Raw genomic sequence first — 23,371 nt, 5'->3', positions numbered from 1 at the left:
TGACAGGCAGACGAAAGCGCCTGTGTGAAGATGAAACAGCATGCAACCTGAGTTGACAATCTCGCGAGGAGTGAGGAGAGTGCCCGCCGGTCAGAGCCTGCATTTCCGGGGGGAACCTATGTCCGTGCGCTCGTTCTTTGCTTTCGCGACAATCGCATTTTTTTCCACGATCGCCGTCAGTTTTCCCGCCGCCGCTGCGGAGACCAAGCGCGACATCCAGACGATCAAGGACGCCGATTTCTTCGGCTTCGATCTTCGCACCGAGCAGAACGTCTCACTCGATCAGTGCAAGACCTCGTGCATCGGCGACAAGAGCTGCAAGGCCTTCACCTACAATCCCAAGGTGAAATGGTGCTTCCTGAAATCCGATTTCAAGACGATGAACGCCTTCCCCGGCGCCATCGCCGGCAAGATCGTCGAGACGACCGGCCAGAAGGAGCAGGATCTCGGTGCTGCGCCGCGCCTGACCTTCCTGTCGAACGACCTCATCCAGCAGGCCCGCGACTTCAAGGACAATCTGGCGCTTGCCGACGACCAGCAGGGCCAGGGCGCCGACAGCCTGACGGCCAATGCCCGCATCGACCTCACCGCCAACAATCTGGCCGACGCGCTGAAGTCCTTCCATGGCGCGCTGTCGATCACCCCTGACGACGCCGATCTCTGGCTCGAAACGGCCCGCGCCGCAGCTTCGCTCGGCAGCGCCGAGAGCGGCACGAGCGGTCAGGCCGTGCTCGACGCGCTGAACGGCTACGAGCTGACGCGCACCAAGCCCAAGCGCGCCGAGGCGCTCGCCGTCCTCGCCGACGCCCTGGACCGAAACGCCAATTACCGCCCGGCGCTCGACGCCTACAAGGCGAGCCTGGCGCTGGTTGCCTCCGAGGATGTGCAGGCGGCCTACCTGCAGCTGAAGGCGACGCAGGGCTTCCGCATCACCGAACACACGGTCGACGCCGACAGCGCCACGCCGCGCGCCTGCGTCACCTTCTCCGAAGCTCTCATCAAGACCACCGACTATACGCCCTTCGTGACGCTGAACGGTGCGGCGCCCAAGGCGCTGGAAACCAAGGACAAGCAGATCTGCGTCGAGGGGCTGACGCATGGCGAAACCTACAAGCTCGGCTTCCGCACCGGCCTGCCGTCATCCGTCGACGAGGCGCTCGAAGCGCCCGTCAGCATCGACGTCTATATCAAGGACCGCAGCCAGATAGTGCGTTTCACCGGCGACAGCTTCGTGCTGCCCTCGACGGCGCGCCGCGGCATTCCGATCGTCTCGGTCAACATGACGTCTGCCAACCTCAAACTCTACCGCATCGGCGATCGCGCCATCGCGCCGCTGTTGACCAACTCGCAATTCCTGACCCAGCTCGACGGCTACAGCGCCCAGAACATCCAGGATCAGAACGGCGAACTCGTCTGGCAGGGTTCGATCGAGATCGCCGACGAGCTCAACAAGGACATCGTCACCAGCTTCCCCGTCGATGAGGCGCTGCCCGAGCGCAAGCCCGGAGTCTACGTGATGACCGCAACGGGGCCGAATGGCCCGGCGCAGGAGTGGGACTCGCAGGCGACGCAATGGTTCCTCGTCTCCGATATCGGCATCACCACCTATGCCGGCACGGACGGGCTCAACGTCTTCACCCGTTCGCTTGCCTCGGCAAAGCCGATATCAGGCGTCGAGCTGCAGCTGCTTGCCAAGAACAATGAAGTGCTCGGCACCGCCAAGACCGACGAAAACGGCCGCGCCACCTTCACCGCCGGCCTGATCCGCGGCACGGCGGCGCTGACACCCGCCGTCATTACCGCCAGGAACGGCACGTCGGACTACGTTTTCCTCGACATGACGCGGGCCGGCTTCGATCTCTCCGACCGCGGCGTGACCGGCCGCGCCGCACCCGGCGCGATCGACGTCTTGACCTTTACCGAACGCGGCATCTATCGCGCCGGCGAAACGGTGCATGCACAGGCGCTCGCCCGCGACACCGATGGCAACGCCATCGAGAACCTGCCGCTGACTTTCATCTTCAGCCGCCCCGACGGTGTCGAAGACCGGCGGATCGTCAGCCAGACCAGCAATCTCGGCGGTTACAGCGTCGATTTCCCGACCCAGGAAAACGCCATGCGCGGCACCTGGACGATGAACATCTACACCGATCCCAAGGGCAGTGCGATCGCCAGCAAGAGTTTCCTGGTCGACGATTTCGTGCCGGATCGCACCGACCTGGAGATCAAGACCGAGGCCAAGGAAATCGGCCCGGATATGCCCGCGAAGATTAATGTTTTCGGCAAATATCTCTATGGCGCCCCGGCCGCCGGCCTGACGCTCGAGGGCAATGTCGTCGTCAAGCCGACGCGCGAGAGCGCCGCCTATAAGGGCTTCCTCTTCGGCCTCGCCGACGAGGAGGCGAGCGAGGATTCGCGCCTGCCGATCGACGGCCTGCCGGAACTCGACGAGAACGGCGAAGCCTCGACCGATCTCACCGTCAGCGAGCTGCCGGCAACGACGCAACTGCTCAACGCCACCGTCTATATCAGCATGCAGGAGGCCGGCGGCCGCGCCATCGAGCGTTCGCTGACCATTCCGGTGAAGAATCAGGGCGCTTCGATCGGCATCAAGCCGGAATTTTCCGACGATCTGCCTGAGAACGCCATCGCCAACTTCACGGTGATCGGCGTCAATGCCGAGGGACAGAAGCAGGAGACCAAGGGCCTGCGCTGGAAATTCTACAGCCTCAACCGCGAGTACCAATGGTATCGCGAGGGGACGGCATGGAAATACGAGCCGGTCTACACCGCCGAGCAGATCGCCAATGGCAGCGTCGACGCGACGACGGACGGCGGCAAGATCTCCGTGCCGGTGAAATTGGGCCGCTATCGCCTCGAAGTGGAAAGCTCGGATGCCGACGGCCCGACCTCCAGCGTCGAATTCGACGCCGGCTGGTTCGTGGCCTCGACCTCGACCGAAACACCGGATGGGCTGGAAATCGCCCTCGACAAGGACAGCTACAACGTCGGCGACACCGCCAAGCTGAAAATCACCTCGCGCTATGGCGGCGAGCTGATGGTCATGGCCGGAACCGAAAAGCTGGTTGCCGTGCAAAATGCGACGATGGGCGAGACCGGCGGCGAGGTCGACATCCCCGTCACCGCAGACTGGGGTGCCGGCGCTTATGTGACCGCGACGCTCTTCCGCCCCGGCGACGCCCAGGACAGCCACATGCCGATGCGTTCGATCGGCATCAAATGGCTGAAGGTCGATCCCGAACAGCGGGCGCTGCAAGTCAAGCTCGACACGCCGGAAAAGATGCTGCCGCGCGGACCGTTGAACATCGGCCTGCAGGTGGCCGGTGCCGGCGCCAACGAGGATGCCTATGTCACGGTTGCCGCCGTCGATGTCGGCATTCTCAACCTGACACGTTACGAGCCGCCGAACCCGGAAGACTGGTATTTCGGCCAGCGGCAGCTCGGCCTTGAAATCCGCGACCTCTATGGCCGGCTGATCGACGGCTCGCTGGGTGCGACCGGCAAGCTCAGGACCGGTGGCGACGGCGGTGCCATTGCGCTGCAGGCAAGCCCGCCGACACAGAAGCTCGTCGCCTTCTTCTCCGGGCCGGTGAAGCTCGACGCCGAAGGCAAGGCCAATATCTCCTTCGACATTCCGCAATTCAACGGCACGGCGCGCGTCATGGCGGTTGCCTGGTCGAAGACCGGTGTCGGGCACGGCGTCAAGGACGTCATCATCCGCGATCCGGTCGTCGTCACCGCGAGCTTGCCGAAATTCCTCGCCCCCGGCGACAAGGCCAATCTGCGCCTCGACATCGCCAATACCGATGCGCCGGCCGGCGACTACAAGCTGCAGCTGACCGGCAATGATGCGGTCGGCATCGACCAAGCCTCTGCCGACCAGACGATCCGGCTGGAGGCCGGCGCCAAGTCCGCGCTGACGCTTTCGCTCATCGGCAAACAGCCGGGCGCCGGCAGCGTCTCGATCAACCTCTCCGACGCCTCCGGCCTTTCGCTCGACCAGACCGTCGACGTGCCGGTGCGCCCGTCATCCCTGCCGATCACCGAACGCAGGGTGCTGGCGCTGAAGCCCGGAGCAAAGCTCACCGTCGATAAGAACCTGCTTGCCGACAGCGTCCTGCCGGGTGCTTCGATCAGCGTCAACGTCACCCGTTCGGCCGCCTTCGACATCCCGGCACTGCTGATGACGCTCGACCGCTATCCCTTGGGCTGCGCCGAGCAGACCATCAGCCGGGCGCTGCCGCTGCTCTACCTCGCCGAAGTGGCGAAGCAGGCCGGCATCGAAAATGACGACGACGTGCACAAGCGCGTCCAGGATGCGATCTACCGCGTGCTCTCCTACCAGGCCTCGGCCGGCAGCTTCGGCCTCTGGGGACCGGATTCGGGCGATGTCTGGCTCGATTCCTACGTCACCGACTTCCTGACGCGGGCCCGCGAAATGAAATATGACGTGCCGGAAAGGGCCTTCGTGCAGGCGCTGGAAAACCTGCAGAACACCCTGTCCTACACCACCGACATCAAGGGCCAGGGCGATCAGATCGCCTATGCCATCTATGTCCTTGCCCGCAACAAGAAGGCGGCGATCAGCGATCTGCGCTACTACGCCGATACGATGATCAACGACTTCCCGACGCCGCTCGCCAAGGCGCATATCGCCGCCGCACTGGCGCTCTATGGCGATGCCCAGCGCTCGAAGAACATCTTCCTCGACGCGCTGCAAATGTCCGAGCAGTCGATGGTCTCACGCGTGAACCTGTCGCGCACCGACTACGGCACGATCCTGCGCGATGGCGCGGCGATCCTGGCGCTCGCTGCCGAAAGCCGGCCGGTGCCGCCTGTCGTCCCGGAACTCGCCAAGGCCGTCGCCAAGGAATGGCAGCGCAGCAAATACAAGAGCACCCAGGAAGAGGCCTGGATGCTGCTTGCCGCACGCGCCATCCAGGGCGGTGACGACGGGTTGAAGGTCGACGTCAACGGCGCCGCCCACACCGGCGCCTATATGGCCCGGATGACCGGCGATGCGCTCACCGATCATCCGCTGACCTTGACCAACCAGACGAACGACCCGGTATCGGCGGTTGTTACCACCGTTGCCGCACCGACCGTGCCGTTGCCGGCCGGCGGCGACGGCTTCCTCATCGAGCGCAGCTATTACACGCTCGACGGCGAGGAGGCGAATGTCAGCGAAGCCCAGCAGAACGAACGCTATGTCGTCGTCATCCATGTACGCGAAAGCAACGACTGGCCGTCGCGCATCGTCGTCACCGATCTTCTGCCGGCCGGCTTCGAGATCGACAATCCAAACCTCGTCGACAGCGCCCAGATGACGAATTTCGACTGGATCGGCGAAATTTCCGCCGCCCATACCGAATTCCGCTACGACCGTTTCGTCGCCGCCTTCAACCGCGCTCAGGGCGACGAGCGCGAATTCAACGTCGCCTATGTCGTGCGCGCCGTCACCCCCGGCATCTACGACCATCCGGCCGCAAGCGTCGAGGACATGTACCGGCCGGAGCTTTCGGCCCGCACGGCGACCGGCAAGATGGAGGTCGTGGCAGCACAAGAATGAGGCTGTGGCACAAGTTTGCGATCGGGTCCGTCGCCGGCATCCTTCTTGCCGGCGCGGCTCTTCTTGCGCTCGACGCCGCCGACAAGGCTTTTCCGCCGCCGTTGGATAGAGCGGACGTGGTTTCCGCCGAGGTGCTCGATGCCGACGGCCAGTTGCTGCGCGCCTTTGCAACGACGGAAGGCCGCTGGCGGCTGAAGACGACGGTTGCCGACGTCGATCCACAGTTCCTGCGCATGCTGATTGCCTATGAGGATCAGCGTTTCTACGATCACAATGGCGTCGATGCCTGGGCGCTCGGGCGGGCAGCCACGCAATTCGTCCGCAACGGCCGCATCGTTTCCGGCGCCTCGACGCTTTCGATGCAGGTGGCGCGGCTGATCGAGCCGCGGGCGGGACGCTCGCTTTCGGCAAAACTGCTGCAGCTCGCGCGTGCCGTGCAGATCGAGCGGCGGCTGTCGAAGGAACAGATCCTCGATCTTTATCTGACGCATGCGCCTTACGGCGGCAATCTGGAAGGCGTACGCGCCGCAAGCCTTGCCTATTTCGGCAAGGAGCCGCGCCGCCTGACGGTCGCCGAGGCAGCCCTGCTCGTCGCCCTGCCGCAATTGCCCGAACGGCGCCGGCCGGACCGCAATCTGAAGGCGTCGCAAGAGGCGCGCAAGCGTGTGCTTGAGCGTGTCGCCGTGGCTGAGGCCGTCGGCGACGGCGAGGCGGAGCGAGCCGAGGGTGTCGCTGTCCCCATGCGACGCATGCAATTGCCGGCGCTGGCCGCTCATGTCGCCGAAGCAGCACTGCGCAAGGAGCCGGCAGTCCTCAAGCACCAGACGACGCTGAAGAAACAGGTGCAGCAGGGGCTGGAATCGGTCGCCCGGGCAGCGGCGATGAAGCTCGGGCCAAAACTGTCGCTGGCCATGGTGATGGCCGATGCCCAGACGGGCGCGATCGTCGGCGAGGTCGGCTCGGCCGATTATTTCGACGCCAGCCGCTCCGGCTGGATCGACATGACGCGCGTCAACCGCTCGCCGGGCTCGACGCTGAAGCCCTTCATCTACGGGCTCGCCTTCGAGCAGGGCCTCGTCTCCCAGGAGACGATCATCGAGGACCGGCCGGCTGATTTCTTCGGCTACCGGCCACGCAATTTCGACATGAGCTATCAGGGCGACGTCACCGTGCGCGAGGCCTTGCAACTCTCCTTGAATGTGCCGGCCGTCAAGCTGCTCGACGCCGTCGGGCCGTCGCGGCTGCTGGTCCGCTTCCGCCGCGCCGAGGTGCGCCCGGCCCTGCCGCCGAACGAGACGCCGGGACTGGCGATCGGTCTTGGCGGCGTCGGTCTCACGCTGAAAGATCTGGTGCAGCTCTATACCGCGCTCGCCAATCGCGGCCAGCCGGCAAGGCTCGGCGACGGTGTCACCGGCGCACCGGGCAAGCTCGACGGCGAACCGCTGTTGGAGCCGGTCGCGGTCTGGAACGTCGCCGATATTCTCTCCGGCGTCATTCCCCCCGCTGGCGCACCGCAGCGCGGCATCGCCTACAAGACCGGCACCAGCTACGGTTATCGCGACGCCTGGTCCGTCGGCTATGACGGGCGTTATGTGCTCGGCGTCTGGGTCGGACGGCCGGATAACAGCGCCGTGCCGGGACTGACCGGTTATGGCACCGCAGCACCCATCCTGTTTGAGGGTTTCGCCAAATCCGGCATCGCGACGACGCCCTTGCCCCGCCCGCCGGCCGGGGCGGTGCGCATCGCCCAGTCCGAACTGCCGATCAGCCAGCGGCGTTTCGCGCTCAATGCCAGTGGCCTGCTCGTCGCCTCCGGCCGCGAGGCCGCCCCTCAGATCGTCTATCCGCCCGAGGGCGCCCATATCGATCTCGGCGCCGGCGCCGGCGCGCTGTCGCCGCTCATGCTGAAGCTGCAGGGCGGCCGCGCGCCCTTCCGCTGGCTTGCCAATGGCAGGCCGCTGCCCGACCTCTCCCGCCGGCGCACCCAGCAATGGCTGCCCGATGGCGGCGGCTACTCGAAATTGACCGTCATCGACTCGGCCGGACGCGCCGCAAGTGTGGGCGTTTTCATCGACTGAGGGAACCAAAACCCGACTACAACCGTTGGAAAGGGTCTCCCTCCAACGTCAGACGGCCTCATGACACTTCCGACCGCGACCTACCGGATACAATTCCGCAACGGCATGACCTTCGATCGCGTCTGCGACCTCGTTCCCTATCTCAAGACGCTCGGCATCAGCCATCTCTACGCCTCGCCAATCTTCACCGCCGTCAGCGGCTCCACCCACGGTTATGACGTCACCGACGCCAACGAGATCGACCCGGCGCTCGGCGGCCGCGCGGGGTTCGACCGGCTGACGGAGAGCCTCGCTTCGGCCGGCATGGGACTGATCCTCGACATCGTCCCGAACCACATGGCCGCTTCGCCGGAAAACGGCTGGTGGCGCGACGTACTGGCATTCGGCCATCAAAGCGCCTATGCGGGCCACTTCGACATCGACTGGAGCGAGCCGCTGACCCTGCCGCAGCTCGGCCAGGATTTCGAGCGCGCGCTCGCTGATGGCGAGCTGCGCATTACGCTGGACGAAACGCATGGCACCTTCGCCTTCGGTTATTTCGAGACGCTGTTGCCGCTCAACCCCAGCTGTTACGGCGCGATCGCAAACCGGCTCGACGATCCGGTGGCAACGAGAATGGCAGAGGCTGCGGAGGTCACCTCCGGCGAGAACCTCGCCCGGGCGATGCGCGACATCCTCTTCGAAGGCGGCGATCGGGCGATCCTCCGGCAAAAACTCGACGACGTCTCGTCCGACCGCGATTTCCTTAAAAGCCTGCATGAGGGACAGCACTGGCGGCTCACCCATTGGCATGAAGCGGCACGGCATCTGAGCTATCGCCGTTTTTTCGAGGTCACCGGACTGGTCGGTACCCGCGTCGAAAATCCTTCCGTGTTCGAGGACATGCACCGCCTGACGATCGAGCTGGTGCGCCATGGCAAGGTGCAGGGCCTGCGCATCGACCATGTCGACGGGCTCGCCGAACCCAAGGCCTATCTCGACCGGCTGCGGGAAGCGGTCGGGCCCGATACCTATATCGTCGTGGAAAAGATCCTTGGGGCTGGCGAGGTCCTGCCGGAAAGCTGGCCGGTGGCGGGCACCACCGGATATGAATTCATCGCGGCGCTGAGCGAACTCTTCGTCGACGGCGGCGGCCTGCGCAGATTGGACGATGCCTATCGTGGCGTCGCCCGAGAGACAGGCGATCTCGAGGAGGGCCGGCGGCTTGCCAAGCGACAGATGGTCGAGCGCAATTTCGCCGGCGAGACCGGCAGGCTGGTATCGATCGCGGCAGGGGTCTTCCCCGAGATAAACAGAGACGAGATCGCCAAGGCGCTCAGCGAACTGCTGATCGCCTTTCCCGTCTACCGCACCTATGGCGATGGCGGCCCGCTCGCCTGGCAGGATTCAGCCGTCCTTGCCGCGACCGCATCGCAAGCCATGGCAGAGCTCGATGATCGTCGCGCCCTCGACCATGTGCTGAAGCTTCTCGAAGGCAAGGTCGACGGTGATCCAGCCCACGAATTCCGTATCCGCTTCCAGCAGTTGAGCGGGCCTGTGATGGCGAAGGCGACGGAGGATACGCTATTTTACCGCTATAACAGGTTGCTTGCCGCCAACGAGGTCGGCAGCGAACCCGGCAAGGCGCCCGACGGTCCGGACGGATTCCATCGTCGCATGGCCGAGCGGGCGCGGCTGCAGCCGCACGGGCTGTCGGCAACCGCCACCCACGATACCAAACGCGGCGAGGATGCGCGCGCAAGGCTCTATGCGCTGAGCGAGGGCGCGGATGTGTTCGTGCAGGCGCTGGCGCGCTGGCGTGAGATGAACCGGCCGTGGCTGAAGGACCTGCCGGATGGCGTAGCGCCGGAGCCGAATATCGAATGGATGCTCTATCAGGCGCTGGCCGGCATCTGGCCGGAAGATTTCGACAGAGGACAGATGGAAGAGCTTCGTCAGCGCTTGACCGATTACGCGGTCAAGGCAGTGCGCGAGGCGAAACTCCACACTGATTGGGTGGAACAGGATTCCGCTTACGAAGAAGCGGTGACGACCTATGCAGCGGCGCTGGTGTCGCCCGAGAATGACGCCTTCCTTGAGGATTTCGAAAGGGTGCTGCAGCCCTTCATCGCAGCCGGCTACCTCAACAGCCTGTCGCAGACGCTGCTCAAGCTGACGGCGCCGGGCATTCCCGACATCTACCAGGGCACGGAAGGCTTCGATTTCAGTCTTGTCGATCCCGACAACCGACGCCTGGTCGATCATGCACGGCTGACCGCCTGGCTTGATGAAGCCGGACCGATCGCCAAGCTACAGGCGGCGGCGTTAAAGCAGCGCATCGTCGGGATCGGCCTGCAGCTGCGCCAGCGGCATCCGGACCTCTTTATAAGAGGCGACTATCTGCCGCTGAAGGTGACGGGCAGCCGGCGCGATCATGTGCTGGCTTTTGCCCGGGTGCATGCCAGTGATTTTGCCATCGTCGCCGCACCCCGGCTGATGTTCGGCTGGCTCGACCCGGGCGTGCTGTTTGCCGGCCCGGAATTTTGGGAGGATACGGCGATCGCCGTCCCCTCCCCTCTTCACGGGCTGAAGGCGGATCTGGTGACCGGAAAGACGATCGAACCCGGCGGCAGCATCTCGGTCGCCGCCCTGCTCGGCAGCCAGCCGGTCGGGTTGATCAGCCCGATCTGAGGATCGGGCTGCAGACAAAAATCATCTCCGTCAAAATTAGCGCTTGACCTTCCAGTCGCTGGAAGGTGGATAAGCCTCTCCAACTGCCCCTCGGGCATAGGAGATGGCAATGAATATCAAACACGATCACGACCATCATCACGGCAACGCCCATAACGGCGATCACAGCTGTTGCGGCCATAGCCCGACTACCCCCGCGCCGGTTCGTGACGCCGTCTGTGGTATGACCGTCGATCCAGAGGCCGGCAAACCCTCGCTTGATCATGCGGGCCGCCTCTATCATTTCTGCTCCGAAGGCTGCCGGACGAAGTTTGCAGCTGCGCCGCAGGATTACCTGACCGCGAAAGATCCGGTTTGCGGCATGGACGTCGATCGTTCGACGGCAAAACATTTTCTGAAAGTCGAGGGTGAGAAATACTACTTCTGCTCGGCCGGCTGCCAGACAAAGTTCGAAGCCGATCCCCCAGTCTATCGCGACGGCAAACGCCCTCCGGCAAAGCCGGCACCGAAAGGCACGCTCTATACCTGCCCGATGCATCCGGAGGTCATCAGCGATCGCCCCGGCGACTGCCCGAAATGCGGCATGGCGCTGGAGCCGGCAGGCATTCCTCCGGCCGACGAAGGTCCAAGTCCGGAACTTGTCGATTTCGTCAGACGGCTTTGGGTCAGCGCCATCCTGGCCGTGCCGCTGCTCGCCCTCGGCATGGGTCCGATGCTCGGCCTGCAGCTCCGGGAAATGATCGGCGAACCGCAGGCGACCTATGTCGAACTGCTGCTGGCAACGCCGGTCGTGCTTTGGGCGGCCCTCCCCTTCTTGAGCCGCGCATGGGCCTCGCTCGTCAACCGCAGCCCGAACATGTGGACGCTGATCGGTCTCGGCGTCGGCACCGCCTATGTCTACAGCCTCGTCGCCACGCTTGCGCCCGGCATTTTCCCGATGAGCTTTCGTGGCCATGGCGCGGCTGTGCCCGTCTATTTCGAGGCGGCGGCCGTCATCGTCGCCCTGGTTTTCGTCGGCCAGGTGCTGGAACTGAAAGCACGCGAACGCACCGGCTCGGCCATCCGCGCTTTGCTCGACCTTGCGCCGAAGACGGCGCGGCGTATCGATGCCGATGGCGGCGAGAGCGACGTGCCGGTCGAGCAAATCCAGACCGGCGACCGGCTGCGGGTGCGCCCCGGCGAGCGGGTTCCGGTGGACGGTTCCGTCCTCGAGGGCCAGTCGACCGTCGACGAATCGATGATCTCAGGCGAACCCTTGCCCATCGAGAAATCGACGGGCGATGCGCTGACTGGCGGCACGATCAACAAGAACGGCTCTCTCGTCATGTCGGCCGAGAAGGTCGGCGCCGACATGGTGTTGTCGCGCATCGTCGACATGGTCGCCAAGGCGCAACGCTCGCGGGCGCCGATCCAGGGTGCGGTCGACCGGGTGTCGGCCTTGTTCGTGCCGGCGGTCGTTGCCGCGGCCATCCTTGCCTTTATCGTCTGGGCAGCGATCGGTCCGGAGCCAAGCTTGGCGAATGGCCTGCTTGCCGCCGTCGCCGTTCTGATCATCGCCTGCCCCTGCGCGCTCGGTCTTGCGACGCCGATGTCGATCATGATCGCCACAGGACGCGGCGCTGGGGAAGGCGTGCTGATCAAGGACGCCGATGCGCTGGAGCGTTTTTCCAAGGTCGATACGCTGATCGTCGACAAGACCGGTACACTGACCGAGGGAAAGCCAAAGCTTACCGACATCGTCGCTTTCGGCGGAATCGAGGAAACCCGGCTGCTGTCGCTGGCGGCAAGCCTGGAGCGCGGCTCCGAACATCCGCTGGCCGACGCGATCGTTTCCGGCGCCGAAGAGCGCGGTGTCGCCTTCGTCGAGATCACCGGTTTCGAGGCGAAGACCGGCAAAGGTGTTCAGGGCCTCGCCGGCGACACAAACATAGCGCTCGGCAATGCGGCGATGCTCGCCGATCTCGGCATCGATCCGTCGGCGCTTGCCGAGAAGACCGAAGCCCTGCGCCGCGAGGGCAAGACGGTGATGTTCGTGGTATTGGATGGCGCGCTTGCCGGTCTCGTCGCCGTTGCCGACCGGATCAAGCCGACGACATCAGCCGCCATCAAGGCGCTGCATGACAGCGGCCTGAAGATCATCATGGCGACGGGAGACAACGAGCGCACGGCGCGTGCGGTGGCAAAAAGCCTCGGCATCGACGAGGTCCGCGCCGACCTGTTGCCGGAGGGCAAAAGCGCGCTGATCGACGAGCTGCGTGCAAAAGGCGCGGTCATCGCCATGGCCGGAGACGGCGTCAACGACGCGCCGGCGCTTGCTGCCGCCGATGTCGGCATCGCCATGGGCACCGGCGCGGACGTTGCGATGGAAAGCGCCGGCATCACCCTGGTAAGGGGCGATCTCACCGGCATCGTCAGGGCGCGGCGGCTGGCGGAGGCGACGATGCGCAACATCCGCCAGAATCTCGGCTTCGCCTTCGGCTATAATGCGCTCGGCGTGCCGGTCGCAGCCGGCGTACTCTACCCGATCTTCGGGTTGCTGCTGTCGCCGATGATCGCGGCGGCGGCGATGAGCCTCTCGTCCGTCTCGGTGATTTCAAATGCGCTGAGACTGCGTTTTGCAAAATTATAGGAGATGGCGATGAATATCGGCGAAGCATCGGAACGCTCCGGCCTGCCTTCGAAGACCATCCGCTATTACGAGGATATCGGCCTTATCCGCCCTGAAAGGGGCGGAAACGGCTACCGCGATTATGCCGCGACCGACGTTCACAAGCTGCGCTTCCTGCAGCGCTCGCGCGGCCTCGGCTTTTCCGTCGACGAGTGCCGGCAATTACTGGCGCTCTACGAGGACAAAAGCCGGGCGAGTGCCGACGTCAAGGACATCGCTGAGAGCAAGCTTGCCGAGATCGACCGCAAAATCCGCGATCTCTCGGAATTGCGCCGCACGCTGGAACACCTCGTGCATGCCTGCCATGGCAATGACCGGCCGGACTGTCCGATCCTCGAAGGGCTTTCGGACGGGGGCTGACATTTCAGGAGGGCGGCCGGCGCGCTTCAGGAAAGCTGCGGCATGTTCTGGTTGGCCGCCTGCGCCGATTGAGCCCGCTCGTCGGGCTCCTCGTCTTCGCCGTCATCCAGCACGCCGTCATCCAGCCGATGTTTGATCGCAAGCGCATAGATCACGTCGAGAATATTGCGGTCCCTGAGATAAGGATCGGTCAGGGCGAGAAGCGAGGCCCGGACGATCTTCCTGCTGGTGGCCTTTGGACAACGCGCCTTGACGAAATCATAAAGCGCCTGATCCGTCAGCCCTTCCATGGCGCCGTCTACGAGAGCTTCGTAGACCCGCTTCTTTTCCTTCATTCTTGAATTTCCCCTTCAAATCAGCGGCGTCATGATCTGTCATGTAATTGTCATAAACAACCGCGGATTTCGGGCGCCGGTCCGCTGGAGAGGCTAATTGAAGACGGTATTCTCGACCGGCATGATTTTTCTATTCTCGCCGGGAATAAGATCTGCCGCACTGACGTATACTCAATCATGGAACGCAAAGAACGCCCCTTCGACGTCATCGGACAGCTTGCAGCGCTCAGGCGCTACGCACGCTCGCTGGTGCGCAATTCGGACGAGGCGGAGGATCTGGTGCATGATGCGCTGGTGCGGGCGCTGGAGAAGAAGAAGAGCTTCCGCAGCGGCGGCAATCTTCGCACCTGGCTGCTCTCCATCCTGCACAACGCTCATATCGACCGTCTGCGCCAGAACCGGTCGCTGACGCGCCGCCACGACGAGGCGGCTGTCGAAGCCGAGCAGTCGCTGCCGGCCGGCCAGGAACATGCCGTGCGCCTGCGGCAGGTGCGCAACGCCTTCTTCGGCCTGCCGGAGGAACAGCGCGAGGCCCTGCATCTCGTTGCGATCGAAGACCTGTCCTACCAGGAAGCCGCCAATGCGCTCGGTATTCCGGTGGGGACGCTGATGTCGCGCATCTCCCGCGCCCGCGCGCAATTGCGCGAATTCGAGGAGAAGACGCCGCGTGTTTCGCATCTGAGAATTATCGGAGGGGACGGCAATGAAAGCAATTGATCCGATCCTCGATGCCGATCTCGACGCCTATGTGGATGGCGAGCTCGATGTCGCCCGCCGCATCCAGGTAGAATCGTATCTTTCCGACCACCCGGCGATTGCCGCCAAGGTCATGGCCGACCTCAGCGTGAAGGGCGAGCTGCGCTTGGCGCTTGCCGGCGAAAGTGCCTTCGGCCGCCCCGAGACCCGCGACGCCGCCCGCCGGCTGGAACGTGGCCTTTCCTACGGCCGCATTTTTCATTCCATGCAGCGCATTGCCGCTGTCGGTATCCTGATTACCGCCGGCTGGGTGGCGCACAATTCCTTCGGCGCTTTTTCGGCAACCGAGGTATCGGCCTCCGTCCCAGCGCCCGCCTATGTCGAGGATGCCGTCCGCGCCTATCAGACCGCCGCATTGCGCCAGTCGATGCCGCCGCAGACGCCGGCCACCTATAGCGCTGACGATATTCGCGCCGCCACCGCGATCGTGATGCCTGAACTGCCGAAGGACTGGAAGGTCGCCGACGTGCAGATCTTCCCGTCCGAATTCGGCCCCAGCGTCGAGATGGCGATCGAGGTGCCGGAGGGAAAGCGGCTGTCGCTTTTCGCCGTCCGTCCAGGCGCCTTCGAGGTCAAGCCGGTCAGCCATCTCGCATTGGCAAAAGCAGAAGCCGCCTATTGGCAGATCGGCGAGGTCGCCTATGCGCTGATCGCCGACGAAAGCGGTCTCAATCTCGACCAGGCGGCCGAACGGCTCGCCCGCTCGCTCTATTAGTTCAAACCGAGGAGATCAGCATGAACCCGATCAATCCCCGCTACGGCGCCGTGGCCGGCACCCAGGCCGTCTTCGACGAAGGCCTGCGCCAGCACATGCTGCGCGTCTACAATTACATGTCTCTTGGCCTGGTCATAACCGGCCTCGTCGCCTTCGTTGTCGGCTCGACGCCGGCCCTATACGTGCCGATCTTCGGCTCGCCGCTGAAGTGGGTGGTGATGCTGGCACCGCTCGCCTTCGTATTCTTCTTCTCGTTCCGCATCCAGACGATGTCGGCCAGCACCGCGCAGATCACCTTCTGGGCCTTCTGCGCCGTGATGGGCCTGTCGCTTGCCTCCGTCTTCCTGGTGTTCACCGGAATGAGCATCGCGCGGACCTTCTTCATCACCGCCACGATGTTCGGCGCCACCAGCCTTTACGGCTATGCGACCAAGCGTGACCTATCGCGCATGGGCTCGTTCCTGATGATGGGCCTGTTCGGCGTTATCATCGCCAGCGTCGTCAATATCTTCCTGGGTTCGAGCGCGCTGCAGTTCGCCATCTCGGTGATCGGCATCGTCGTCTTCGTCGGCCTCACCGCCTACGACACGCAGAACATCAAGGAACAATATTCGGAAAACTTCGATCAGGAATCGAACCAGAAGCTCGCCGTCTTCGGCGCACTCTCGCTCTACCTGAACTTCGTCAACATCTTCCAGCTTCTGCTCAACTTCACGGGCGAGCGGGAATAGGGACCGCGCTTCTGGGGGCAAAGGAAGCGCAAGAGCGCCCGGTCTGCACTCTGTGACAGGATGGCAGACCGGGTGTTCACCTAAATGCCTATCGCCCGGAAGTGTGCAGCGGTTCCGGGCGATAGGCATAAGTAAAGAGCTGGAGCGGCCGGGTCATCCCCGGCCGCTCTTATTTTCAGATGATGCCCCACGCGCGGTAGCGGCCGCGGCCGGTGATTTCACGAATGCCGATCTCGTTGACGAGGTTCAGAGCGCCGCGCGGCGTGATGCGCAAATGGCGGGCAACCATCGCCGCCGAGACCATCGGCCGCGACAGGATGAAATCGGCAAGGTCCGGCAGGCTGCTGTTCGAACGGCGGCCGCGAAAGCGCAGTTCCATCTGTGTACGGGCGAGCGACAACCGGTCGAGTTCCTTGAGTCCGGCCGCAGCACCGAGATGCATCGCCTCCAGGAAGGCCTGCAGCCGTGTGGCCCGGTCGCGCGCCCGGCGACGTTCATGGCGCACCAGCTTCAGCCCACCGTAAAAAGAGAAGAGATGCGAGGTGACCTTGCCGCGGGCGCGCAGATGGCTTGCGACCAGAAGACCGCCGAGCCAGTGCTGACGTCGCAACGGCTCGATCCTTTCCCAGGCTTCGAAAAGGATGACGGCGCCGAGAACCGGCGGCAAACTTTCGGCCAATGGCTGTACGCTCCGCCACTCCGCAAGCCGCTGTTCCTCGTCCCATTCGTCATCACCCAGCAAGCCGAGAGGATCGTCATTGCGCCTTGCCGGGGCAACCGCGGCCGTTTCGCTTGCCGGGGCTTTGCCGGTATGGATATCGAGCAGCTTCTGCGAGCGGGCAAGAAGCGCATCGATCTCCGCCATCTCGGCCGCGAGCGGCCCGTCCTCATCGCCGCCCTCTTCTTCGGTCTCGAGCGTAACGGCGAGGCTGTTTACCTCCGGCACTTTCCCCTCCCCTTCCCCGAGCGTCGCGGTTAGCGTCGCAAGTCCCGAAGCTCCCAGCGCCCAGGTCGGCTCGCCGGTCCAGATGCGCCGACGTGCCCGCAGCACCGAGTGAGCGATCGTCAGTTCGTGGCTGGGTGCCCGGCTATCCATATGCGCATCGTGCAAAACCAGATCCTCGACATGCACGAGTTCGCCGGCCACCCAGAGCGCGCCGGCAGCATCGAAGAAATGGCTGCGTTCGGCAAAGCCCTCACCGACCGGCGCGCGCAACACCCGCTCGTCCAAGCGTGCCACGGCGTCCTCCGCCGCAGCAAGGGACGGAAGCAGGGTTTGAAGCATCACACCGTCGATATCGTAGCGCATTGTTAAGCTTTACGGTTTTTCACAAATGGAAGCAAAACCTATGTTTCCTTCCGCCATCTATGACATGGTTAACGGCGCTTTTCAACAAAAGGCCAGGAGGAAGCGGTCGAGTTTGCCTGGGCGACCGGCAGCATTCCCTTCTAGCTGTTGCACCTGGCGCGAAACGTTTTCAGCCCCGCTCATCCGGTTTTCCTTGCTGCCGGACCACTTGCCCGCATGAGCGCCATCAGCATCGGCCCAAGCGAGAATTCGCCGCGCTCTGCCCGCCGCGTCAGGTCTCGCAGATAGCCGCCGGCCGAGTTGATATGCCCGCCTCTTTCCAGGATGCAGGCGATCACCGTCGCGGCGTTCTCCGGTCCCATGACCTCGCAAGCCAGCTGATAGGCGCTGGGGCTGACGCCGAGCGTCGAGCGGACGATGACGGCAGCCGCCATCAGATCCCGCCAACTGCCGATCCCACCGCCTGGCCCATAAGCGACGATCTCCGGGCAGGCCTGCAGCACCATGGCAAGCGGGAAGGACTTTGGCGTCTCCCGCCACGGCTGCGGTTCTTCCTCCGGTTTTGCGCCCTGCTTCGGTTCGAAGCCTGGTTCAAGTTCAGATAGAGAGTGTGGGTTTGAATTATGTATGTGCCGACCGTTTTGGCCATCATTGGCGTCTGGTTTATGTGATTTCGTCTTCAATTCCAGCGTCTTGATGATCATTTCGCGGAAGGCTTCGAGATCAGTCAGCAGGCTCTCCATCTCGGCGGACGACGGGCGCCGCGGCAGGCTTGCCGAGAGAAGATTGAAATGCTTCTGCATCTCGATCCATTCGCCGGCAATTTCTTCTTCCAGCGCGATCTCGATGAGTTTGGCGATGTCACGCCGGCAAAGTGTCAGACGCTCCCGCAGGCGCTTCCATTCGAGCTTGCCGGCAAGCACCTGAGCCGCCTGCGCATCGATCTCGCCAGCGCGCACCAGGAGCGGCGCCAGGCTGAAGCCGAAGGCCTCTCCAAGCCCGCCCTGACCGTTACGACGGGCAAAACGTTTACCGTTCGGGCTATCCCGCCGGATAATCAGGCCGGCCTCCACCAGCATCGCCAAGTTCCGCCGCAGCGTCGTGCCGGCCATGCCATGCGTGCGCAGCGACAACTGCTCGTTCGACGGAAAGACGACGAAACCGTTGGCCTCGGCAATCTCGTTCTTCGGATAAAAGGTCAACAGCGCGTTGAGAACAGCGAGCGCACGGTCCGATACGCCGACCATGTCCTTTGCTTCGCAGAGCGCGCGAAAGATCTTCCACTTGTCGACCGATGCGTCCGGATCGACCTTACTGGCATTTTCCTGGCTTGCCAGCATGCCAAGCGTCATCGATCGCCGCCCAAAGGGCGTCGATACATATTGAGGCTCCATGTCCCTCACCTTTTCTCAAGGCAAAAGAAATCTGCCACCCAAAAGGATGCCGAAGATGCTTGACAGCGATTCGAGGAAGTGCGATTCTCAGATTGTCCAGATATGAGAAAGGCTTCCGCGACGGCAACGTTCGGAGGCTTTTTCTTTTGCGGCCTACTCTCCTGCTTGCAACTTGCCGGCCCGATAGGCTTCGTAAAGCTCATCGAGACGACGTGAAATGTAAGCGCCGAAATCCGGCGCATCGCCGGTTTTCAACGCAATCGTAAAGGAATTGCCGGCGCTCTTGATTCGGCCGGCAATCTTGCCGCCGCTCTTCGGCTTCCAGTCATATTCCGTGGGTTCGGGCTTCGCCTCTTTCCTGGCGAGCTCGGCAACCAAAAGCTCGAAGCGACGGTCGCTTTCCTCAGCCGTGAACCGTTGCGAACCGATGAGCTTGGCAAGCCGCGCGGCTGTCATTCCGTTCCAGTCCTGGGCAAGCGCCATCCATTTACGACGCCCGATACCGGGTGCGGCTCCGACCGACCTGACGATGTCGGCCGGGATCGCTTTGGCGACGGAGATCAGCTTCGACAGCTCGGTCTTGTCGGTCGACAGTGCCTTCATGATGACGGGACGCTCGAACCCCTTGAGTTCGAGATTGAGGGCAAAGACAGCCCGCTCGATATAGGAAAGGTTTCGGCGCGCTGAATTCTCGATGCCTTGGGCGATGACGACATCGGTATCGTCGAGCTTACGGACGATCGCCTGCACCTTGCGCCCCAGCAGCTTGACGGCCTGCAGGCGGCGGTGACCGTAAGCGATCTGATAGCGCTCGTCGTCATCGGGATGGCGGCGCACAAGAACCGGCACTTCCTGACCGTTCTCGGCAATCGACTGCACCAGCTCGTCCTCGATATCGAGTGGATGATCGGCGAGGCGATCGCGGACGAAGGAGGAATCGATCAGATCTGGATCGAGCTCGACGATGCGTTCGCCGGAGAGCAAAGCCTCCTGCATCGCCCTGCTCTCTTCCTCCATGCGTCCAAGCGTCAAGGCCATCGTCCGAACCGGCCCGGCCGATCCGCGCAAAGACGTCTCTTCGTAGTTGGCCGCGGCCAACTCCTGCGCCGTATCGTCGAAAAGACCTTTCAGGCGATCGCGTCTGCTCATGTGCGGCCCCAGGCTTTGTGAATACCGGCGAGAACTTCGCCGTTGGCGGCATTGACCGATTCCAGCGCCCGATCATAGGTCGAGCGGCGCACCTGCCCCTTCTCGATCTCGAAGAGCGTCTGCTTGGTCAGGCCGGCATCGGCGATCGCCGTCGATTTGAGAATTGTCGCCGTCAACACGTCATCGCTGAACAGGCTGCGCAGCAGCGCGACGATCTGCGACTGCGGGGCATCGAAGGGTTCGTGACGGGTCACGACATATTTGATGAAATCGTGTTGCAGATCGCCGCCCGCCTTGCGCACCACGGAGAGCAGATCCGAGGTCATCAGCAGGAATTGCGACATGGAGGCGACGTCAACCATCTGCGGATGGATGGTGATAAGCAGCGACGTGGCGGCACAGACGGCGCCGAGCGTCAGGTAACCGAGCTGCGGCGGGCAGTCGATCACCACGACATCGTAATCGGCCTCGACCTCGGCAATCGCCATGCCGACGCGGCGGAAGAACAGTTCGCCCGGCCGCTGGCGATCACTGAGCGCCCGCGGCGTCTCATGCTCGAATTCCATCAATTCAAGATTGCCCGGCACCAGATCGAGACCATCGAAATACGTCTTGCGGACAATGTCCTTCAGCGGCTTGCGATCGGCATCGTAGCGAATTGCGCCATAAAGCGTATCACCATCGGAAAGATCGAATTCGGGCTGGACGCCGAGCATCGAAGAGAGTGAGGCCTGCGGATCAAGATCGATGGCCAGCACCCGATAACCCGCCAGCGCCAGATACTGGGCCAGATAAAGCGTGGTCGTGGTCTTGGCCGAGCCGCCCTTGAAATTGGTGACGGCAACCGTCTGCAGCTTCTCGCCGGGGCGCCGCCAGGGAAGGTAGGACAGCGCATCCTTCGGCTTCAGCTTTGCCATATAATGGCGCAATTCATTGATCTGGCCAAGCGTATAGGAACGCCGGCCATTCTGGGAAAGTTCCGGCTGCGGCCCCTTGCCATCCAGCGAAAGCTGGCGAAGATAGCCGTCGGAGACGCCGATCATCTGAGCGGCCTCGCCGGAAGAAAATGTGCGCAGCGTCTTTTGCGACAGCGGCGGAAACAGCTTTTCGCGTAACAGCTTCAGTTGCCGCGAAAGCTGGTTCGCATGCCGCTCGATCCGCACATCTGTCGTCGATACGCTAATGTTGTCCAAAACACTCAATCCTTTTCGATGCGCTTTTTCGTCAACATAGCGTCAAAAAGCGTATTGAAGGTGACACGATTCGCAATTTGCGGCAACAATAGGGGCGGAGAAGCCGTTTCGGCCCGGTTGGCCGCGGCCAACTCTCTGCCATCGCCCTTGCGGAGCACCGGCTTTTTCGGCAAGACCGCCGGGACTCATGGGGACTATCGGCTTGAAGCACATCCATATCATCGGCATCGGCACAGGCAATCCGGAGCACGTCACCATACAGGCGATCAACGCGATGAACGCCGCCGATGTGGTCTTCTTGCCGGTCAAAGGGACTGGCAAGGAAGAGCTTGCCGAGATCCGCCGCGAAATCTGCGAACGATATATCACGCGGCCAGACACCAGGATTTGCGAATTCGCGGTGCCGCAGAGGCAGACGGCAGACAGAACCTATCCGCAAAGCGTCGATGCCTGGCACGGTGAGATCGCCCGCATCTATAGGGAGCTGATCTCCGGCCTGCCGGAAGACGGCGGCGGCGCTTTTCTCGTCTGGGGTGATCCCAGCCTCTACGACAGCACGATCCGCATCATCGAACGCGTGCGGCAGGAAACCGGTCTGGATTTCGATTACGGCGTTATTCCCGGCATCACCAGCATTCAGGCCTTGGCGGCCAGCCACAAAATTCCGGTCAACCTTGTCGGCAAGCCGATCGAGATCACCACTGGGCGCAGGCTGGCGCATGACGGGCTTTTGACCGACAGCACGATCGTCATGCTCGACGGCGAACAGGCTTTTGCAAAGATCGACGAAGCCGACGCCGAAATCTTCTGGGGCGCCTATCTCGGCACCAAGGACGAGATCGTCAGATCGGGACGGCTTGGGGATATCGCCACGGAGATTCTGGCGCTCCGCGCCGAGGCCAGGCAAAGGCACGGCTGGATCATGGATATCTATCTGCTGCGCAAAGGACGGGATTTCGAGGAATAGCTGGCCGGACCTTTTCCACATGTTTTGCCGGGCCGGCTGCGATCATGTAAGAAATGGTCAGAGGATCAGGAATGAGCATTGAGGCCGAAACGGCGATCGACAGAACAGGTAAAGCGGATCTGCACGGCCGCCCGGCGGTGGCGATGCGCAGGCGCGGCGCCTGCCCCGCCCTGGCAGCGCCTATGCCGACCGGCGACGGCCTGCTGGTGCGGCTGCGGCCGGCCGGCGGCGCGCTGACGTTGGCGCAATTCGCCGGACTTGCTCGCTCGGCCGCGGCACATGGAAACGGCATCCTCGAGATCACCGCGCGCGGCAATCTGCAGATCCGCGGACTGCTGGCCGAGACCGTCGGACAGCTTGCTTCCGATATCGATGCCGCCGGGATCACCGTGCCGGACGGGCCGGCGATCGAGATCTCGCCGCTGCATGGTATCGACCCGGAAGAGAAAAACGACCCGGCAGCAATGGAAATGGCCTTGCGCAGCACGCTCCACGATCTCATCACCTCGCCGCGGCTCGCGCCGAAGCTGTCGATCGTCGTCGACGGCGGCGGAGCCTTCGGGCTGTCGGCACTTTCCGCCGATATCCGCATCGTCGCGCAATCCGACGCAGATTGGCTTGTCGCGATCAATGGCGATGGTGAGACAGCAATGCCGGTGGCAATCGGTCCAGCCGAGACGGCGGTATCAGCCGTCGGCGAGGTTCTGAGCGTGCTGGCAGCCCTCGGGCAGGGCAGGCGGGCAAGGGATATCGACCCGGCGCTTCTGCGGGCGCGTTTTCCGGCTATGGATAACATCCGCTTCATTCCGTCGCGGGCGGCAAGCATACCGTTTCCGGGCCCGCATCGGCTTGCGGACGGCAAAATCGTGCTCGGCGTCCGGCCGGAATTCGGACAGATGCGAGCGTCGGATCTGATCGCTCTGCTCGATCTCGCCGACGCCCATGGTGCAACGGCCATCCGGCTGACGCCCGGTCGCGGTTTCTTTTTCATCGGCCTGCCGGCAGATACAGTGCCGGCTATGCAGATCGCCGCAGCCGGCCGTGGTTTCAGCGCGCAGCCCGGCGACAACAGCGAGCACATCGCCGCCTGCGCCGGGGCCGGCGCCTGCGGCTCCGCCTTCTACGAGACCAGAAGTCTGGCGCGCCGCATCCTTGCCGCAGCACCGGGCCTTTTCGACGGTTCGCTGATGCTGCATCTGTCCGGCTGTGCCAAGGGTTGCGCTCATGCGCGGCCGGCGCTGACCCTGACGGGTTCGGCGGCAGGTTACGACCTGATCCTCAACGGGTTGGCGGCGGATCGGCCGGACGAACGGATCGCTGGCGGTCGGATCGATTTCGCTATAGAGAGGCTCGCCCGGTCCATCGAAGACAACAGAGGCGCTGGCGAATCGGCTGCTGCCTGCCTTACACGGCTTGGCGCAACCGGTGTTTCGAAGGCGCTGCGACAGGAATAGGA

15 protein-coding genes are annotated in these 23,371 nt (G+C 63.3%); 10 read left to right on the top strand and 5 right to left on the bottom strand.

Going from position 1 to position 23,371, the window contains the following annotated elements:
- Positions 1-118 precede the first annotated feature (118 nt).
- From HJB82_RS27470 to cueR, 5 genes are all read left to right on the top strand, one after another.
- Positions 119-5,590, top strand: coding sequence for an alpha-2-macroglobulin family protein (locus HJB82_RS27470; RefSeq protein WP_221142063.1), 5,472 nt, complete (start codon positions 119-121; stop codon positions 5,588-5,590).
- A complete protein-coding gene (gene pbpC / locus HJB82_RS27465; protein WP_221142061.1) occupies positions 5,587-7,668 on the top strand; it encodes a penicillin-binding protein 1C in 2,082 nt (693 codons plus the stop codon). The genes HJB82_RS27470 and pbpC overlap by 4 nt, the downstream gene beginning before the upstream one ends.
- A gap of 60 nt (positions 7,669-7,728) precedes the next feature.
- Positions 7,729-10,338 carry a malto-oligosyltrehalose synthase gene (gene treY, locus HJB82_RS27460; protein WP_221142059.1) on the top strand — a complete coding sequence of 870 codons (2,610 nt, stop codon included), beginning with the start codon at positions 7,729-7,731 and terminating at the stop codon, positions 10,336-10,338.
- Between the two features lie 109 nt (positions 10,339-10,447).
- Positions 10,448-12,967, top strand: a complete 2,520-nt coding sequence (locus HJB82_RS27455; RefSeq protein WP_221142057.1) for a heavy metal translocating P-type ATPase — start codon at positions 10,448-10,450, stop codon at positions 12,965-12,967.
- Positions 12,968-12,976: 9 nt separating this feature from the next.
- A complete protein-coding gene (gene cueR, locus HJB82_RS27450; RefSeq protein ID WP_207585427.1) occupies positions 12,977-13,366 on the top strand; it encodes a Cu(I)-responsive transcriptional regulator in 390 nt (129 codons plus the stop codon).
- A 26-nt stretch (positions 13,367-13,392) separates the two neighbouring features.
- Here cueR and HJB82_RS27445 read toward each other — a convergent pair whose 3' ends face one another.
- A complete protein-coding gene (locus HJB82_RS27445) occupies positions 13,393-13,701 on the bottom strand; it encodes a hypothetical protein (RefSeq protein ID WP_221142055.1) in 309 nt (102 codons plus the stop codon).
- Positions 13,702-13,878: 177 nt separating this feature from the next.
- Between HJB82_RS27445 and HJB82_RS27440 the strand changes: the two genes are divergently transcribed.
- From HJB82_RS27440 to HJB82_RS27430, 3 genes are read left to right on the top strand one after another with little or no spacing between them, the layout of a single operon-like run.
- On the top strand, positions 13,879-14,418 hold the full coding sequence (locus HJB82_RS27440) for a sigma-70 family RNA polymerase sigma factor (protein WP_207585425.1): 540 nt from the start codon (positions 13,879-13,881) through the stop codon (positions 14,416-14,418).
- The gene (locus tag HJB82_RS27435) at positions 14,405-15,172 is read left to right on the top strand and encodes an anti-sigma factor (protein ID WP_207585424.1); all 768 of its coding nucleotides are present in this window, start codon (positions 14,405-14,407) and stop codon (positions 15,170-15,172) included. The genes HJB82_RS27440 and HJB82_RS27435 overlap by 14 nt, the downstream gene beginning before the upstream one ends.
- Positions 15,173-15,192: 20 nt before the next feature.
- Positions 15,193-15,903 carry a Bax inhibitor-1/YccA family protein gene (locus tag HJB82_RS27430; protein WP_164012461.1) on the top strand — a complete coding sequence of 237 codons (711 nt, stop codon included), beginning with the start codon at positions 15,193-15,195 and terminating at the stop codon, positions 15,901-15,903.
- A 175-nt stretch (positions 15,904-16,078) separates the two neighbouring features.
- Here HJB82_RS27430 and HJB82_RS27425 read toward each other — a convergent pair whose 3' ends face one another.
- From HJB82_RS27425 to repA, 4 genes are all read right to left on the bottom strand, one after another.
- Positions 16,079-17,212 (bottom strand): RHE_PE00001 family protein, encoded by a 1,134-nt coding sequence (locus HJB82_RS27425; protein ID WP_207585422.1) that lies wholly within the window; start codon positions 17,210-17,212, stop codon positions 16,079-16,081.
- 179 nt (positions 17,213-17,391) lie between these two features.
- Positions 17,392-18,606, bottom strand: a complete 1,215-nt coding sequence (repC, locus tag HJB82_RS27420) for a plasmid replication protein RepC (RefSeq protein ID WP_221142053.1) — start codon at positions 18,604-18,606, stop codon at positions 17,392-17,394.
- Between the two features lie 153 nt (positions 18,607-18,759).
- Entirely contained in the window at positions 18,760-19,755 is a 996-nt protein-coding gene (repB, locus tag HJB82_RS27415; RefSeq protein ID WP_207585420.1) for a plasmid partitioning protein RepB, read from the bottom strand.
- On the bottom strand, positions 19,752-20,948 hold the full coding sequence (gene repA / locus HJB82_RS27410) for a plasmid partitioning protein RepA (protein ID WP_164012453.1): 1,197 nt from the start codon (positions 20,946-20,948) through the stop codon (positions 19,752-19,754). Before repA ends, repB begins: the two co-directional genes overlap by 4 nt.
- A gap of 202 nt (positions 20,949-21,150) precedes the next feature.
- Between repA and cobF the strand changes: the two genes are divergently transcribed.
- The gene (gene cobF, locus HJB82_RS27405; RefSeq protein ID WP_207585419.1) at positions 21,151-21,915 is read left to right on the top strand and encodes a precorrin-6A synthase (deacetylating); all 765 of its coding nucleotides are present in this window, start codon (positions 21,151-21,153) and stop codon (positions 21,913-21,915) included.
- A gap of 71 nt (positions 21,916-21,986) precedes the next feature.
- Positions 21,987-23,369: a precorrin-3B synthase gene (cobG, locus tag HJB82_RS27400; protein WP_221142051.1), complete on the top strand. Its 1,383-nt coding sequence runs from the start codon at positions 21,987-21,989 to the stop codon at positions 23,367-23,369.
- The last annotated feature ends 2 nt before the right edge of the window (positions 23,370-23,371 follow it).

Origin of the sequence: Rhizobium sp. NZLR10 (assembly GCF_019685125.1) — a bacterium.
GTDB lineage: Bacteria > Pseudomonadota > Alphaproteobacteria > Rhizobiales > Rhizobiaceae > Rhizobium.
Note: the sequence above shows the minus strand (reverse complement) of the source record. Positions and strands in the feature narration are given on the sequence as shown.